Raw genomic sequence first — 16,435 nt, forward strand, 5'->3', positions numbered from 1 at the left:
CTCCTTTACCCGTTTATCCAATTGTTTTTTACTTCCTGTCTCTTACCTTCAAATATATTGAAACCGGCTCACATTTTTCTGCTTCGATTAACACTTCCGCATCTCCAGCCTGTTCCCCTGAACGAACAATCACCTGCGCCCTCCCTTCATATGTTGTTCTGACCGTATCGTAAAAATTCTCTTCACTGACCGGATCAGCAGTGGCAAAGCCGGCCAAAGCCGCCGCACCCAACACTTTTACAGAAACTTTAAAATCCTGTTCTGTATGAATCGTTTCTTTTTGATCCGTTATATAAATCATCAGATAAGCAAGATCTTCTTCTCCCGCCTCTAGTTCCTTGTCCTCACAAACAATCTTTAACTTGTAATCATTTAAAACTGTACATAACTGATAGGATTCTCCCGATTTGCCATCCGTATATGGAACTGCTTCAATAATTCCCGGCTCGTATTCTATTTCAGCCAGAGCCGTAAACTGATTTTCTTTCCCCGTGGGATATCTCCCAATCGCGGTGCCATTTAGCCTTAATTCCACTTCATCGGATGGGGAATAGATTTCCACCTTACATGTTTCTCCTTCACAACCTGGCCATGACCAGCTTGAAATGGCATCCGAAATTGTCCATGGTGTTTTACTTTCTTTTCTCCCATAGTATTTCGGATCCTGTACAGCTAAATAAGGAATCTTTCTTAATCCAAATACAATTTCTCTGAAATAACTGGCAGGGCGTCGGTAACCTGTTATGTCCAAATCCCCCACATACGCTAAATATGCCGGATACGGTTTGAAGAATGTATCCACACTATCATAACCAATAATTCCTACGCCGGATTCACCGATATAGTCCCAGCCCGTCCATGTAAAATCTCCTATACAGCTTGAAAGTTTTTCTACCTTTTCCCAGTTTCGTGCAATATCTGGCGGAAGTGTCTCTGATCCAAATGTTATTCTATTTGGATATTTTTTCTGATATAATTCGTAACAGTCCCGCATATAATTTAAACCACATGCGTCTAAGCAGGAATATGCTTCATGCATAGCATCTTCAATCATCGTATGTGCCGCCATCTCATTCATAGCTCCGTGTAAAACAGTCATCAGTTCATTAATATCGCCTTTGAATTCGCCTGTTTCCAACTGCTTCACTTCCGTCTTCGACAGAAGTCCCATATCGGCAGCAATTTCACCATTTTTATTTTCCAGAGCAGACAAACCATTTATAGAATTTGTTATATAACGTGTAGAATCCAATTTTCTTAGTTTTTTTGCAATCCTTCGACTCCAAAAAGCCCCTGCTACAGAAGCTAATTCCTGAATTTCATTTCCATAGCTATACATAAATACAGAAGGATGATTGAAATCTTTTGCTACCAGGTCTTCTATATCTCTTTCCCAGTTTTTTGCAAAACGCAGCGAATAATCATAATGAACCTTACAGTGGTTCCACACATCAAAAACTTCATCTATTACTAACATTCCCTGCCTGTCACATGCGTCCAGTAACGATTTTGTTGCTGAATGATGTGAGATTCGAACGGCATTGAAGCCCGCCTCCTTAAGACATTTTATTTTCCTTTCCTCTGCTTTGGAAAAAGATGCTGTGCCAAGTGCCCCATGATCATGATGTATGCACGCCCCTCTAAGTAAGATTGCATCTTCATTTAGACGAAGTCCATTTACCGGATCCAGCCTTAATTTTCGTATTCCAAACGTATTTTCCGCTACGTCCAATTCCTGTTCATCCTCTATTAATCTAATTTTGCATACATATATATTGGGCCAATCTATTGTCCATAAGAGTGGATTTCTAACATAAATTTTTTGTTCCACTTCTATTTTTTTATTTCTTTGTATTGTCACAGGAGTAACTTCATATGCAACCATATCCTCCCCAGACATTATTTCTGTCCGTAAAACAATTCTTTTTACCACATTTCCCGTATAATCAATTTGCGTGTTAATCACAACTTTTGCAATATCCTCAGCAACCTCCGGAGTAGTTATTTTTACTCCATCTATTGGTATCCTCATAGAATCGCCTATATATAAGTTTACCGGTCTATATAATCCCGAACCGGTATACCAGCGGCTATTTGGCTGCGAAGAATTATATGCCCTGACAGAAATAGTATTCTTTTCTCCGAAAATCAAATAATCCGCAATCTCAATAATCAAACGGGTATATCCACAATCTATAGAACCGGCAAAATTTCCATTTATATATACCTGTCCTCTCTCATATATGCCTTCAAATTCCAAGTAAAAATTCTTGCCTTCGCTGGATTGGTCAACCATAAACTCCTTTGTGTAAATATAATCTCCTCCCGGAAAAAATCCTCCTGAATTCTGAGATGGATTTTCTCTCTTTCTCGGATTTAAAATCATTGCATCATGTGGAAGTGTTACAGGCTTTGGTGGTAATTGTTCTTCTCCTAATAACGCTCCTACCATATCACCTGTATTCGTTACTGACCAACCATTATTAAAGTCTTTTTTTATCATTTTCTTACCGCTTTTTCCTTCCTATATTTTTTTACACTAAACATGATTTTTATTTTTCATCGTTCTCTTCATTGCTTGTAATATATTCCCATATATGATACTCTTTTTGTTGTTTTTGCTATTTTTTCACCTCTTTTCTTTTAATATTGTTGTATACTTAATTCATAAACTCAGTATATCTTCAAGAATTTCCTCATTCAATGTCCTATATCACGCAACTTATAAATTAAGTATCAGATTTGGGATTTTAAATTTCAAAATCAAGAAAGGATTTTTATTATGCCAACGATTTCTTCTTCTGACAAATTATCCTGTACAGATTACACTCCTCTGAAGGTCACAAAGCTAGGAAGTATTCCGCATGCATTCTTTCAACTTTCCGCCCCTTATGCTTTAGTAGCCGAATACGTAAAAAATTCGCGTTCTTATATGGATTACATCTGTACTGCTCCCAATTATTACAAACACGAAGTAATTCGGAGCAATAAAGATGTTGATCCAAGCCTTGTTACTGATCTTCATCAACATGATGCGGTTGAAATCATGTTCGTATTAGAAGGATATGTTGAACACCGTATTGAAGACCAGCGCTATTTTTGTAATGCAGGACAATGCTGCATTTTAAACAAATGGATTCGTCATATCGAATCCTACTCCAGCGACTATAAAGCCATTTTTCTTCTCCTGTCTGATGACTTTATAACAATGCTTTCACGTTTTAATCACTTATTTAACTCACCAAAAAGTATAAATCTCCAGAGCAGCTCAATCCTCGAAAAATTATTAACACTCATTCAAAATTCCAGTTATAAAAAGTGTTACATTGACTTTCGTCCACGATGCTACAACACCGAAGTTCAAGCTGTATTCCAGGAAATATTTGATCATATCATGTCATACTGTAAACACACAAATGTTTCTTCAACCTTTTTTTCTGCCGGGTATATCATGCAATTTTTTACGCTTCTTGGTAATACAACATTTTTTAATGGTAAAAATATTTTCTTAGACGCTGAATCCGGAGAATATTTATTTCGCCAAATCGTTCATATCCTTGAAACTTATCATGGAAATGTCAGTCGTGCAGACATGGAATCCATTTTGCACTATAGTGGCAACTATATCAACAAAACGATAAACAAATTTACCGGGAAGTCCTTATGCGAATACAAAAATGAATTTGCCATGAAATATGCTCGGGATCTTTTAATTAAAGAACAGCTTTCCATCAACGAAATTATGCGAAAGATTGGGTTTTCAAATAAAACTTACTTTTATAAATGTTTCAAAAAAGTTTTCCATATGACCCCAAAGGAATACCAGAAAAATCATTTTTTAAAATAATGTACCTATTATTACGCATACAAAATCAATTTTTAATTCCGATATATAATGGTTTTCCCAGTTCTTTTTACTTTGATGTTGTTCGTGAATATGTTAAAATTATGATGATTAAAACATTTCTATTTTACGGATAGGAGGATCCCATGATATCAAGCTTCGACATCAGCAAACTCCATTCTTTACTTAAAGACTTTTATAATTTGACAAAAATTCGTATTACTGTATTTGACGATGCTTTCCACGAATTAACCTCTTATCCAGATGAAATTGCACCCTTTTGCCAGATCATTCGTTCTTCCTCGGCCGGTGCTGCAATATGCCATGAATGTGATGCCCGTGCGTGTAAAATTGCCGCAAAAAAAAGAACATTATACACCTACCGCTGCCACGCAGGTCTGACAGAAAGCATCACGCCCATCCTTATGGGAAATATTGTAATCGGATATCTTCTGTTCGGCCAAGTCTTTTCCTACCCTTCCTATGAAGCTGGCTGGAATAAAATTCAAAAGCTATGCAAATCCTACGAACTATCAATGGAAGACTTGAAGGCAGCTTGCAGGCGCCTGCCTATTATTCAGGCAGACTACATCACTTCCGCCTCTCATATCATGCAGGCGGTTAGTTCGTTTCTGTGTATAGAGCGCATGGTATCCCTTCGCCAACAGGAGCTTCCTGTTCAAATTGACGAATATATCCAGGCGCACTTTACTGAAGATATTGACGCAGTCTCTATTGCACAATATTTCAAAATTGGTAAAACAAAGATTTATGAAATTGCAAAACAAAATTATGGGATTGGGATTGCCGAATATATAAGAAAACTCCGCATTGAGAAAGCCAAGCTGCTCTTATCAGAGCAGCCCGATTTAACTCTTGCGGAGATCGCATCAGAATGTGGATTTTGTGATTATAACTACTTTATCACAGTCTTCAAACGGGTGACAGGGATGCCGCCAAAACAATACCAAAAAAACCGGGATTTAGTGGCGAGCTTTAGTCTCGGCGCGGATGGGGACGCTCCATAAAGGTTATGTAAAGATTTAGATTATGTAAAGAAATACGAGCTCAGTCCAGCATTTCCAGTGAATTGAGCTTAGATTTCTTTACATAAAGTTATCGCTTATTGAAACTCGTTAACCATGCTTTTAAGTTAGCGTCCGTATCCCAAACTGCATCTTCTAGTGGGAGGATTTCTTTGCCTGCCGCCTCAATAGCCTTTCTTTTCAGCTTAGCATCGGTTCTTGCATAGAATTCTATTGTCATCATGGTTGAGTGCCCAAGCAAATCTCTTATATACATCAGATCATCCTCAGAAAAGTCTTCATCGCAAAGTGCAACGAGTTCTTCAATATTTGTTACCATATTTATCTTTACCTTCTGGTATGGTTTAGAGAAATATGGTGACATGAAAAAACTTTATGTAAAGAAATCTCAGCCCAGTTCATTGGAAATGCTGGGCTGAGACCGTATTTCTTTACATAATCTAACTCTTTACATAACCTTTATTATGGTAATCTTTACATAAGGAAGGGATAGCCGAAAGCCTCCCGGAGAATATCCATGTTCTTTCAAAAACGCTCAAAGCGGACCTAAGAAATTCTAGGCGGGAAACAGCCCTGAAAATGGAGCACCACGGTTCTTTCTCATGTTTGGATAATTCATACCTTATAGGATTTCTGAACTGCCCATGCCAGGCGGCATTGGGCAAAACAGAAATCTCATGGTATCCAAAGTTAAGAAAGAACCGTACCACTGACACATCACGAGAAATCCGATGATTTCTCGCGCTGGGTCAGCTGATTTTTGGATTCGGAATCCAAAAATCTCTCCATTTTCCGGGCTGTTTCCCACCAAGAATTTCTAAGGTCCGCTTTGAGCGTTTTTGAAAGGACATGGATGTTCTCCGGGAGGTTTTCGGCTATCCCTTCATGGAGCTGGCGCATCCAACCGGCAGGAAAAAGCTCGTTTCTAAGGAGATGCCTCAAGCGGGGGCAGCGTATGGTATTGAATTGGCGGGACTTTTATGTCCCCAGTAGGTGTACATAAGCAATGGGATACGGTTCCAGTATCAAAATAATTCAATACACATCTTGAAGATGAAAAATACGCATAGCCAATCCACATCCGCTGCCTCCGTTTGAGGCCCCATCTCAGTAACGGGTCCTAACCTACCAGCCGGATGAACCAGCTTACTGTGAGCCGGGAGATGCTGCGGCAAGTGCCTGCCCTGTTGGAAATGCATGTTAGCGAGCCTGGCAGCAGTTAGAGGAAATCCGTGGAACCAGCCGGAAAAAAGCTGCTCCCGAAGCAGCTTTTTAGAACACCTGAGGCGCTTAATCATCAGATTAAGCGGTGAATGTGTTCGGTTCCGGCTGGTTCTGCGGATTTCCTCTTACTGCTGCCTGGCGCAGCGGGCTGTATTTCCAACAGGGCAGGCACTTGCCGCAGCATCTCCTGGCTCACGGTAAGCGTCCCCCTCCATCCGCCCCGGGACTAAAGCCCGTTGCTAATTCCCGATTTTCTCTTTTCATCCGGCGGATCATGGAGTATAATGCATCTAAATACTTTTTAGGAGGCCTCAATATGTGCAGACCGGAATATGATCTGACCTACGATGATTTGAACCCCACGTTTTTGTTTTTTTGTGAACTTAAGCGCACGGAGTCTGAAAACAATTACCACTGTCATGAACACATCGAATTGTCGATTGTGAAGAAAGGACATTGTACTTTTTACATAGACGGCAAAGAATACCCGGTCAAACAGGGCGACCTGATCATCCTGAATCCGGGGGCCTACCATAAGAGCCTTTACACCTGCCCCGACGATAGTGCCGTTGAATATTATATTGCATTCTCGGATATTCATCTGCGGGATCTGCCTCCCAACACATTCCCACTCCCCGGGGGGAATGTGATTCTTCCCATGAAGGAAGTCATCCGGCAGGAGGTGTTCCGCATTTGTGCATCTATGGGGAAAGAGTTCCAGGCCTACCGTCCGGGGCGCTATTTTATGCTGAAAGCCTACCTCATCCAGCTGATTCTTCAGCTGCTCCGGGAGCAGAAGGAGGCGGCTGAGGGGATCAAGAATACGAAGGGATGTATCTTTGAATCACCGAATAAAAAATACGTTGTCAATCAGATGATCCGCTATTTTAATGAGCATTACCAGGAAAAGATTTCCCTGGACCGGATTGCCCGTAATATGTATCTGAGTACGTTTTACCTTTCTAAAATATTCAAAAGCGAGACCGGCGACACGCCCATCAATTATCTGATTGAGCTAAGGATGGAAAAAGCCCGGGAGCTTCTCGAAGCAGCTCCCGGACTCAGTATCCAGAATGTGGCGGAAATGGTGGGGTATGACGATGCTTACCACTTCAGCAAATTATTTAAAAAACATTATGGAGAACCGCCCACTAAGTATAAGCGGAGTTAGGAAGCCAAACGGCCATCACCGCTTCCTATTCTTCCGTTCCAATCTCCCGATACAGCATAACTGCCTCATAAGGCCGGAGCACGGAACGACTGCTCCGGGGATAGTTTGACAGGATGATTCTGCAGTCTCCCGGTATTTCCATTGGTATTTCTACATTCCCGGGATAATAGTTGCAGAACACGTAAAGTTCGCTGTCTGCATTGGCCCGCTTATAGGCCAGGATCTGCGGATGGTCTTCGAGAAGTGCTTCAAAGGTTCCGTCAGCAATGACCGGATAGGTTTTTCTTAGTTCTATAAGTTTTTTATAATATTGGAAGATAGAGTCTTCCCGGTTTCGGTCCAGTGTGTTGATCTCTTTATAATTCTGGATTACGGATATCCACGGGGTTCCATCGGTAAACCCTGCCTGTTCTGTGTCATCCCACTGCATCGGGGTGCGGGAGTTGTCCCTGGATTTTTTGCCCAGAATCTCGTAGATCTCCTGCTCGCTCTTGCCTTCCTGCTTCAGGATGTTGAAGTAATTCAGGGACTCTATATCCCGATACTGGCCGATCTCCGTGTATCCGGCATTGGTCATCCCGATCTCTTCCCCCTGGTAGATATAGGGGGTCCCCCGCAGTCCGTGTATGGTTGTGGCAAGCATTTTTGCGGATTCCAGGCGGTATTCTTTGTCATCCCCAATACGGGATACGATTCTTGGCTGGTCGTGATTGCACCAGAACAGCGCATTCCATCCTCCGCCTTTTTCCATCTCCCTCTGCCAGGTAAAAAGATTTTTCTTCAGATCGTGGAATCTAAAAGGCTCCACCGCCCATTTATTCCCGGACGGGTAATCTACTTTCAGATGGTGGAAGCTGAAGATCATGGACAGTTCCTCTGATTCCGGGTTGGAATAGCGGATGCTGTTTTCCAGGGTTGTAGACGACATCTCTCCAACCGTAACGATATCGTCGTATCTGCCGAATGTCTCCCGGTTCAGCTCATGAAGATACTCATGGATCTTCGCGCCGTCCGTGTAAAATGTATGCCCATCCCCAATCAGGTCGTCCTCGTATACCTCTGGTTTGGAAATCAGGTTGATCACGTCAAAACGGAACCCTTTTACCCCTTTGTCCATCCAGAAGCGTATGATATCATAGCATTCCCTTCGCACATTTGGGTTTTCCCAGTTCAAATCCGCCTGCGTCACATGGAAAAGATGCAGGTAATACTCGTCTGTCTCAGGCAGATAACTCCATGCATTCCCTCCGAACTTGGATACCCAGTTCGTAGGGGGCAGTCCGTTTTTTCCTTTTCTGATGATGAAGAAATCACGGTAATATGGATCTCCTTCCAGCGCTTTTTGGAACCATTCGTGGCGGGTGGAGCAGTGGTTGAACACCATGTCCATCATCAGATACATATTCCTCTTTCCCGCCTCGGCTACCAGGGTTTCAAATTCTTCCATCGTGCCGTAGCGGGGATCAATCCTGCGGTAATCCGCTATGTCGTACCCGTTATCATACTGGGGGGATACAAAAAAGGGCGTAATCCAGAGGTAGTCTGCTCCCAGCTCTGCCAGATAATCCAGACGGCTGATGATCCCTGCCAGGTCTCCAAAGCCGTCCCCATTGGAATCCTGGAATGACTTTGGATAAATCTGATAAACGACTTTATTTCCTAAATTCATATATCTTCTCCTTCTCACAGTCTCCTGGTCATAATGATTATCGATTCATAATCTTCATTTTAATTCATGTTCGTTTATGTTCATTGAAGTACTTCTTATTTATTTCCGTAATCTTTCAGTTTGGTCTTAGACAGTAGAACGGTAAATAAAAATGCCAGAACAATGTCAATCACAATACATACGATATAGAGCAGCATCTTATCTCCGCGCATGGATAAAAATGCAGGGATACCGCCGACTCCGACGCTGTTTGCAATCACCCCAAATACGCGGGATATAATCCCCATGACGCCGCTTGCCAGCATAGCTCCGATAAATGGATATAAATATTTCAAATTTACACCGAACATTGCCGGCTCCGTAACTCCCAGGAACCCTGATACAAATGAGGGAATCCCCACTTCTTTGACCCTTGCGTCTTTTTTATGAAGAAATACAAAAGCCATAACTGCGGAGGCCTGTGCAATGTTGCTTAAAGCTACAACCGGGAATGTATAGATTCCGCCCATGACCGCAACGGTCTGAAGATCGATCGGCAGCATAGAGTGGTGCAGCCCGGTAATCACCAGCAATGGATACAGGAGCCCGTAAATTCCGCTGAAGAGCCAGCTGAATGAGGAGCTGAACCCTGCCATGATAATGCTTGCAAGGCCGTCGCCAATCATCCTTCCGAATGGGCCGATTACGGTATGTGCCAAAAGCACCGCCGGTACAAGGGAACAGAACGGCACGACAATCATGGAGATCATTTCCGGCACACGTTTTTTCAGGAACCGGTAGAACACCGCGAAAACAAGGCCGACTAAGATGGCCGGTATGACCTGGGACTGGTATCCCACCATGTTGATGTGGAATGCCCCGAAGTCCCATGTTTTCACCGCTTCGCCGGCTTCCACAGCAGCAATGTAATCACTTGCCGACATCAACTGCGGGGAGACGAGTGTGATACTAAGCACGATGCCCAGCATCTGGTCCACATTCATCTTCTTACATACGGACCATGTGATACCCACCGGCAGGAATACGAATATGGCCTCGCCGATCAGCCACAGAAAATTGTAGATTCCCGCCCATATCTGGTACACTTCGGTGATGGATTTGGTGCCGTCCTCCAGAAGCTTGATATCACCAATGATATTCCGAAATCCCAGGATCAGACCGCCGACAATGATGGCCGGAATGATTGGCGCAAATATCTCCGCAAGGTTCGCAACGCCCCTCTGCAGAAGGTTCATCTTGCCTTTGGCCGCCGCTTTTACTTCCTGTTTATCTACGCCGTCCATCCTGCTGATTCTGGAAAACTCATCAAAGAAAACGGATACTTTGTTACCTATAATTACCTGGAACTGGCCTCCCTGTGTAAAACTTCCCTTTACAGAAGGCAATTCCTCGATCTTTTTTACATCTGCCTTTTTCTCATCTGCGAGAACAAAGCGCATTCTGGTGGCACAGTGGGTGAAAGAGACCACATTCTCTTTTCCTCCGATCAATTCTAACAGCTTTTCAGCGTCTTTTGAAAACTCAGCCATTCTCCCTATTCCTCCTATTTTGAAGTGAATCTCCTTTGTTAACTTATACGTATATGTTAATATAAAGCTATCATATACGTATTTGTTAGTCAAGCATTTTAGAAAATAAAAATGGTGCCGCACTCATTTTTGGCACCATTCATAAATTTCTATTCTTTTCTTTGTGCAAATCCTACAAAGCGGAAGTGATCCGGTCTGTGTCTCGATTCGGTAAACTGGAACAAACAATGGTCCCGCATGTACGTATAACTTTTCACTACAACCACCAAGTTATATTCTCCCAGATCCAGATACTTTTTATCCTCATCATTTGCTGTTTCCACGGATATCTCTTTGGAGGCATAGCCTATCCGGATTCCCAGCTCCTTCTCCAGGTATGCATAAACAGAATCCCTGCAGGCCCTGAGAGGAAGGTTCGTCACCACGCTTCTTTTGAAATAATCATGGTCGATAATCACCCGTTCGCCTTCGATCTTCCGGATGCGCAGCAGCTCATAGACTTCTTTTTCCCTGTCATCCTCAAAAACTGCCATGATCTGCTTCTTATCCGTCAGAATCTCCAGGTTCTCCACCTCTGTCTCCGTCCGCCGCCCCAGATTTTCATTCAGCTCCTTAAAGCTGGCAATCTCAGCGAACGGAAACTTGTAGTCCTTTTTCTCAACAACAACCGCTGCCTTTCCTCTGGACTTCTGGATATACCCCTGGTTTTCCAGCATCCCCAGCGCCTTGCGCACCGTGTCCCTGGATACCATGTATTCCTGCATCAGCTCCCCTTCCGGGGGAATCAGCTGACCTACGCCATATTCTCCAAGCTCAATCTGCTTTTTTAATGCACTGTAGACTTTTACGTATTTGCTTGCCATAAAGCAACATCCCAACTTTCCTATATGTTTATACTTATAAGTATAACTATTTTTTTTAAAAGGACAAGTAGGAATTTTTATAGAATGCGCCTCTAAATGATAATAAATATATTGACGGAACGCGAATAACTTTTGTACAGGAAAGCAAAGACCGGAAGCTGTCCTATATATTTTTTTCAGAAGCTAACCACTACCGTCTGATTCTGCTCCCCAAGCATCCCCGTATGAAAGGTAACGTCAGGAAACTCATCCGTGTTTGTCAATACAAGAACGCAAGTCTTCTCAAACCCTCTCTCCAATATGAGATCCGCATCAAACTTCAGCAGCCTGTCCCCGGCCTTTACCTTTTCACCTGCTTTCACGAATAACTCGAATCCCTCTCCATTCATTTCTACGGTATCAAGCCCCTCATGAATCAAAATCTCGGCACCATTATTGAGTGTCATTCCCACTGCGTGGCGGGTATCTTCCATGACAACCGATATGACGCCGTCACCAGGGGCTGTTATGATATTGCCCTCTGGTTCTATCGCAATGCCGTCCCCGAGCGCCCTGGATGAAAACACCTGATCTTTTACTTCCGTGATCGGAATGACTCTGCCGGATATACATGCTTTCAGCTCTTTTACGGTTTCCTCCTGGTTCTTTTTCTTTAAAAATGATAACATAGCCCTACACTCCTTTCTTTTCATCTTCCAGACACTGCCCGTTTGTTTCAATGACGTTTTTGTACCAGTAAAATGATTTTTTCCTATATCTGTTCAGCGTGCCGCTGCCGTCGTCATTTCTGTCCACATAGATAAATCCATATCTCTTCTTCAGCTGTGCCGTACTTGCACTGACCAGATCGATGCAGCCCCAGGTAGTGTATCCCAGCAAATCTACGCCGTCTTCTATGGCTTTCGCCATTTCCCGGATATGGGCGTCCAGATACTGGATTCGGTAATCATCCTCCACAGTCAGTACCCCATCCTCATCTGCCTTGAGCTGGTCTACGGCTCCAAGGCCATTTTCTACGATAAACAAAGGCTTCTGGTATCGGTCATACAACTGATTCAGATAGTAGCGCAGCCCCTGCGCATCGATAGGCCATCCCCACTCGCTGACCGGCAGGCAGGGATTGGCCACGCCTCCCATGATATTGCCTTCCCCCGTTTTGGCTTTTGGGTCTGCAGATTCACATGTGCTTCCGTAATAACTGAAAGATATGAAGTCCACCGTATTTTTCAGAATTTCCTCGTCTCCGGGAAGCATCTGTATCTTCACATTATTTTCCTCAAAAAAACGGTCCATATACCGGGGATAATATCCCCTTACCTGTACATCGGCAAAATAATAATTCTCCTGATCGCGCTTCATCGCCTTCATGACGTCGGACGGATCCGGCGTCAGCGGATATGTGGGGTTTCCCAGAATCATGCAGCCCACCATGGCCCCCGGCATCATCTCATGTGCGAGGCTGACCGCCCGTGCACTTGCCACCAGCTCATGATGAATTGCCTGGTACAGATCCTGCTGAGAGAGAGACTCCTTCGGCGTCATGATTGCTCCGCTCATAAAAGGGGCGTGAAGGACGGAATTGATCTCATTAAACGTCAGCCAATACTTCACTTTCCCTCTGTAGCGCTCAAAAATAGTCCTCACATAATTTTCATAGAAAGCAATAAGTTTCCTATTAGTCCATCCATTGTATTCTTTAGCGAGATGCAAGGGCGTTTCGTAGTGAGAAATTGTCACCAAAGGCTCTATTCCATATTTATGGCATTCATCAAACAAATCATCGTAAAACTGAAGTCCCTTCTCATTCGGCTCTCTGTCGTCCCCATGCGGGTAAATTCTGGACCAGGCTATGGAAGTCCGGAACACTTTAAACCCCATCTCTGCAAACAGCCTGATGTCTTCCTTATAGCGATGATAAAAATCAATGCCCGTCAGTTTCATATTATCTTTGGTAGGTGTTTCAGTGGGCGCCCCCATAATCCCTCTCGGAGTCACGTCCTGTATGGAAAGCCCTTTTCCGTCCTCCAGATAAGCGCCCTCACATTGATTGGCCGCTACCGCTCCTCCCCACAAAAATGTTTCCGGAAATATCTGTTTCATTTTTCTATGTCCTCCTAATAAAAATACCATTTCACTCGCTGCAGCTCCGGTTTTTCCAACATCAGCATGCAGTACCTCTCGTCTCCGTTCAGTATGCGGCATCTTCGGAACTCACCATCTTTAAACTGCCCTTCGCTGTATTCTAATATGCCTGCCTCCCTCATCTTGTTTTTAGGCGGAAGCAGTGAGTATCTAAAATTCACGCCTGCGGCATAGAACTCCCTGTCCCCGCTTTCTATAATCAGACCTGCCGACTTCGGCGTATCCGGCTTCTGGTCTATATAGTCGATCCGCACATCGCAGGATGAAAGGTGTATGACCGTTCCCTTATCATGTTCATTTTCCCGCAGAAATCCGTGCACTTTCCCCATTTTCTGATATCGGTATATCACATCCATGGAGGAAGCCAGCAGCTGATATGCCAAGCCCAGAAAAACACCTGTCTTTTCACACTCCCATGCGCTCTTATCGATATTCAGGATTTTCATAACCTCCGGATTGCCGATCCCTGTCCGTGTCTCCGGCGGCATCAGAAAATCCTCGATGCCAAAGGGTGAAAAGCACAGAGCCTGGCACGCACCTGCTGCATAAAACAAATGACTGATATTCCTGATATCGCGTCTGTGCTCCGGAATCAGCAGCGGATTCCCCGCCGTCTTATATTCCCTGCAGATCCCTTTAAAATCTGAGGTATACACATCCGGGCATACTGCATCTATATCGGGTGCGAATCTTTTCCAGAGCGGAAGGAAACGGGCGATTGGGCCGCCGCTTGGATATCCGCCCGGACGCCATGGAAATTTCTCAATCCATGCATTCACACACATTGGAAGCGGGTATGCCTTTTTTCCTGCTTTGGCAATCCCCCCAACGGCACAAGCGTAGGCATATTCCATGAATACTTCGGCAGCCTCTTCTCCAAACGCCTGCTCCCAGGAACCGCTTCTCTCATACATCCCCGAGATCTCCCCGGGTATTTCTTTCGCAAATAGCGCATTTGCTTCCGGGGAATAGTCTCTGTCGCTGCCCAGCAGCCCCACTTCGTTTTCTACCTGTACCAAAATGACGGTCTGCATCTCTTTATTTTTCTCGCCAATGTGTTCCATCAATCTGCCAAATGCCTTTGCATCCGCTTCTACAGCCGCCTTGCAGAACGCGGAAATGACATCCATGGGCCGGTTATATCTGTCTTCTGACCGAAAGAAGCGTCCCGGATCTTTCTTCACCCACTCCGGGGCATAACTGGAGATTCCGTTTTTCCACAGGCCGAACCAAAGTATACCAAGTTTTACCCCTTCCCTTTCTGCCTGTTCAATTACAGCATCTAATACAGTAAAATCAAAATCATCCTCCTGCGCCTCTATCATTTCCCAGTAAACCGGAACCAGAAGGCTGTTTATATGAAGCCCTTTCAGAAAAGGCCATACCTGCTCTTCCATATATCCGGCATCGGACGCCGACGAGTTATGCACTTCCCCACATAACATGGTAAATGGTTTCCCATCCACAAGCAGCGTCCATATACCGTCAATTTTTCTTATTTCAGAAATATTCTTCATATTATGAGAACCTGAAATCCAGCATGTCCATGGAGCCTGTGTCTGGTTCAAACCAGAAATAGACTGCATGAATGCCGTCGGAAATAACTGCGGGCGCAGTGCAGGACTGCCATTCTTCGGAAGTGTTTCCCACATGTATCACGGCTGACGGGCTGTTCTTTTCATCATCCAGGCAAACATGAATCCGCCCGGATGCGCCTTTGACTGTGACCTTGATCTCTGATACGCCTGAAAATTCCAGGTATTTTACCCCGCAGGCCGCATTTTTCTGAAGATTCTTCAGATATAATATCCGCTGCTCCCTGTCCTCCTCTTCTGTTTCCCACAGATAGGGCACTGTCTCGTCATAAGGAGGTTTAGACGGTATGTGGCAGGCAGGTTTGGGACCGTGCAGATTGCAGATAATGTATGCCGGATATTGTGCTTTTGCAGGCAGCGGGCCGCGATTCAGCCCGCAGCTTGTGATCTCCGTTTGCGGGATACTGCCATCTTCCATGATCCGTATTGTTTCCGCACACCCCTGACGGCTGAAATGGGTTCCGTGGGTATGCCGGTGATAAAAGATATAGTACTGTCCCTTTACCTCCACGATTCCGCCGTGATTATTCGCATCATAGGCCCTCTGCCCCTCTCCCAGGCCGATATCACCGTTCGATACGATCACTCCGCCGTAGACAAACGGCCCCTCCGGGGAATCGGATACCGCGTAACACAACTCATGTCCCTGCAGGCTGGAGTAGACAAAATAGTATTTCCCGTCAATACGCCGGATACTGGAAGCCTCAAAAAACGGATGCTCTTCAAAACTGGTTCCTTTCGCAGAAGAATAGCCATTGGCAATCAGAACCGGCTTTGAAACCGCTGTTTTCATGTCTCTGTCAAGCTTCACCATGTATGCACCCGGCATGATCTTTTTGTTCATGACCTCAAACTGTCTCTTGGTTTTATCATCTGCTTTATGTGAAAACCCATAATAAAGATAGATCCCGTCTTCTTCTGCCAGAATCCCCGGGTCAAATGCCAGCCCCTCCAGGCCGCTGCCGTCTTCATATGCCACTCTCCCATAATATTCAAAGGGGCCGGCCGGCGAACTGCTGACCGCCACTCCTATGTATTCTACATCCGAAAGCCCGTAATACAAATAATACCGTCCATCAGGTCCCTGCGCGGCATCCGGCGCAAACATCAACTTCTTACCGTCCGGGTTCTCTCTGTCCTGATTTTTCCGATAGATCACGCCTTCGTATTTCCAGTCTCCCAGATCGTCCAGAGGCGCGCTCCAGCCCACATAGTCCTCCTCGCAATAGGTCGTTCCATGGGAACGGTCATGGGATCCATATACATAGAGCCTGTCTCCAAATACATGCGGCTCCCCGTCCGGCACAAACTCCCAGGACGGCAGATATGGATTAACTGCAGGTTTCTTCATT

The 16,435-nt window shown here is 44.5% G+C and carries 12 protein-coding genes; 3 read left to right on the forward strand and 9 right to left on the reverse strand.

Going from position 1 to position 16,435, the window contains the following annotated elements; genetic code table 11:
* Window positions 1-28: 28 nt before the first annotated feature.
* Window positions 29-2,503: a glycoside hydrolase family 2 TIM barrel-domain containing protein gene (locus GKG43_RS08895; protein ID WP_055153814.1), complete on the reverse strand. Its 2,475-nt coding sequence runs from the start codon at window positions 2,501-2,503 to the stop codon at window positions 29-31.
* Window positions 2,504-2,782: 279 nt separating this feature from the next.
* Between GKG43_RS08895 and GKG43_RS08900 the strand changes: the two genes are divergently transcribed.
* A complete protein-coding gene (locus GKG43_RS08900; RefSeq protein ID WP_129879016.1) occupies window positions 2,783-3,847 on the forward strand; it encodes an AraC family transcriptional regulator in 1,065 nt (354 codons plus the stop codon).
* A gap of 143 nt (window positions 3,848-3,990) precedes the next feature.
* Window positions 3,991-4,872, forward strand: a complete 882-nt coding sequence (locus GKG43_RS08905; protein ID WP_129879017.1) for a PocR ligand-binding domain-containing protein — start codon at window positions 3,991-3,993, stop codon at window positions 4,870-4,872.
* An 88-nt stretch (window positions 4,873-4,960) separates the two neighbouring features.
* On the opposite strand, the gene GKG43_RS08910 is transcribed toward GKG43_RS08905, so the two are convergent.
* Window positions 4,961-5,209: a hypothetical protein gene (locus GKG43_RS08910; protein ID WP_055153820.1), complete on the reverse strand. Its 249-nt coding sequence runs from the start codon at window positions 5,207-5,209 to the stop codon at window positions 4,961-4,963.
* A 1,221-nt stretch (window positions 5,210-6,430) separates the two neighbouring features.
* Here GKG43_RS08910 and GKG43_RS08915 point away from each other — a divergent pair.
* A complete protein-coding gene (locus GKG43_RS08915) occupies window positions 6,431-7,285 on the forward strand; it encodes an AraC family transcriptional regulator (RefSeq protein WP_050641426.1) in 855 nt (284 codons plus the stop codon).
* A 25-nt stretch (window positions 7,286-7,310) separates the two neighbouring features.
* Here the strand turns inward: GKG43_RS08915 and treC are convergent, their stop codons facing one another.
* From treC to GKG43_RS08950, 7 genes are all read right to left on the reverse strand, one after another.
* Window positions 7,311-8,954 (reverse strand): alpha,alpha-phosphotrehalase, encoded by a 1,644-nt coding sequence (gene treC, locus GKG43_RS08920; protein WP_050641427.1) that lies wholly within the window; start codon window positions 8,952-8,954, stop codon window positions 7,311-7,313.
* A gap of 95 nt (window positions 8,955-9,049) precedes the next feature.
* Window positions 9,050-10,483 carry a PTS system trehalose-specific EIIBC component gene (gene treP / locus GKG43_RS08925; RefSeq protein WP_129879018.1) on the reverse strand — a complete coding sequence of 478 codons (1,434 nt, stop codon included), beginning with the start codon at window positions 10,481-10,483 and terminating at the stop codon, window positions 9,050-9,052.
* A gap of 149 nt (window positions 10,484-10,632) precedes the next feature.
* On the reverse strand, window positions 10,633-11,346 hold the full coding sequence (gene treR / locus GKG43_RS08930; protein WP_050641429.1) for a trehalose operon repressor: 714 nt from the start codon (window positions 11,344-11,346) through the stop codon (window positions 10,633-10,635).
* A gap of 176 nt (window positions 11,347-11,522) precedes the next feature.
* Entirely contained in the window at window positions 11,523-12,014 is a 492-nt protein-coding gene (locus GKG43_RS08935) for a PTS glucose transporter subunit IIA (protein ID WP_055153828.1), read from the reverse strand.
* A 4-nt stretch (window positions 12,015-12,018) separates the two neighbouring features.
* Window positions 12,019-13,446 (reverse strand): 6-phospho-beta-glucosidase, encoded by a 1,428-nt coding sequence (gene ascB, locus GKG43_RS08940; RefSeq protein ID WP_055153830.1) that lies wholly within the window; start codon window positions 13,444-13,446, stop codon window positions 12,019-12,021.
* Window positions 13,447-13,460: 14 nt separating this feature from the next.
* On the reverse strand, window positions 13,461-15,005 hold the full coding sequence (locus GKG43_RS08945; protein ID WP_173020091.1) for a DUF5597 domain-containing protein: 1,545 nt from the start codon (window positions 15,003-15,005) through the stop codon (window positions 13,461-13,463).
* 1 nt (window position 15,006) lies between these two features.
* Window positions 15,007-16,434 (reverse strand): family 43 glycosylhydrolase, encoded by a 1,428-nt coding sequence (locus GKG43_RS08950; RefSeq protein ID WP_055153834.1) that lies wholly within the window; start codon window positions 16,432-16,434, stop codon window positions 15,007-15,009.
* Window position 16,435: the final 1 nt, after the last annotated feature.

Origin of the sequence: Eubacterium sp. BIOML-A2 (genome assembly GCF_009680135.1) — a bacterium.
Taxonomy (GTDB): Bacteria; Bacillota; Clostridia; order Lachnospirales; family Lachnospiraceae; genus Faecalicatena; species Faecalicatena contortus_B.

Bases quoted from the DNA above. Each gene is read 5' to 3' on its own strand.
- GKG43_RS08935 (WP_055153828.1), bottom strand. From the start codon at position 12,014: ATGTTATCATTTTTAAAGAAAAAGAACCAGGAGGAAACCGTAAAAGAG.
- GKG43_RS08900 (WP_129879016.1), top strand. From the start codon at position 2,783: ATGCCAACGATTTCTTCTTCTGACAAATTATCCTGTACAGATTACACT.
- GKG43_RS08905 (WP_129879017.1), top strand. From the start codon at position 3,991: ATGATATCAAGCTTCGACATCAGCAAACTCCATTCTTTACTTAAAGAC.
- GKG43_RS08915 (WP_050641426.1), top strand. From the start codon at position 6,431: ATGTGCAGACCGGAATATGATCTGACCTACGATGATTTGAACCCCACG.
- GKG43_RS08950 (WP_055153834.1), bottom strand. From the start codon at position 16,434: ATGAAGAAACCTGCAGTTAATCCATATCTGCCGTCCTGGGAGTTTGTG.
- GKG43_RS08945 (WP_173020091.1), bottom strand. From the start codon at position 15,005: ATGAAGAATATTTCTGAAATAAGAAAAATTGACGGTATATGGACGCTG.
- GKG43_RS08910 (WP_055153820.1), bottom strand. From the start codon at position 5,209: ATGGTAACAAATATTGAAGAACTCGTTGCACTTTGCGATGAAGACTTT.
- treC (WP_050641427.1), bottom strand. From the start codon at position 8,954: ATGAATTTAGGAAATAAAGTCGTTTATCAGATTTATCCAAAGTCATTC.
- treR (WP_050641429.1), bottom strand. From the start codon at position 11,346: ATGGCAAGCAAATACGTAAAAGTCTACAGTGCATTAAAAAAGCAGATT.
- treP (WP_129879018.1), bottom strand. From the start codon at position 10,483: ATGGCTGAGTTTTCAAAAGACGCTGAAAAGCTGTTAGAATTGATCGGA.
- ascB (WP_055153830.1), bottom strand. From the start codon at position 13,446: ATGAAACAGATATTTCCGGAAACATTTTTGTGGGGAGGAGCGGTAGCG.
- GKG43_RS08895 (WP_055153814.1), bottom strand. From the start codon at position 2,503: ATGATAAAAAAAGACTTTAATAATGGTTGGTCAGTAACGAATACAGGT.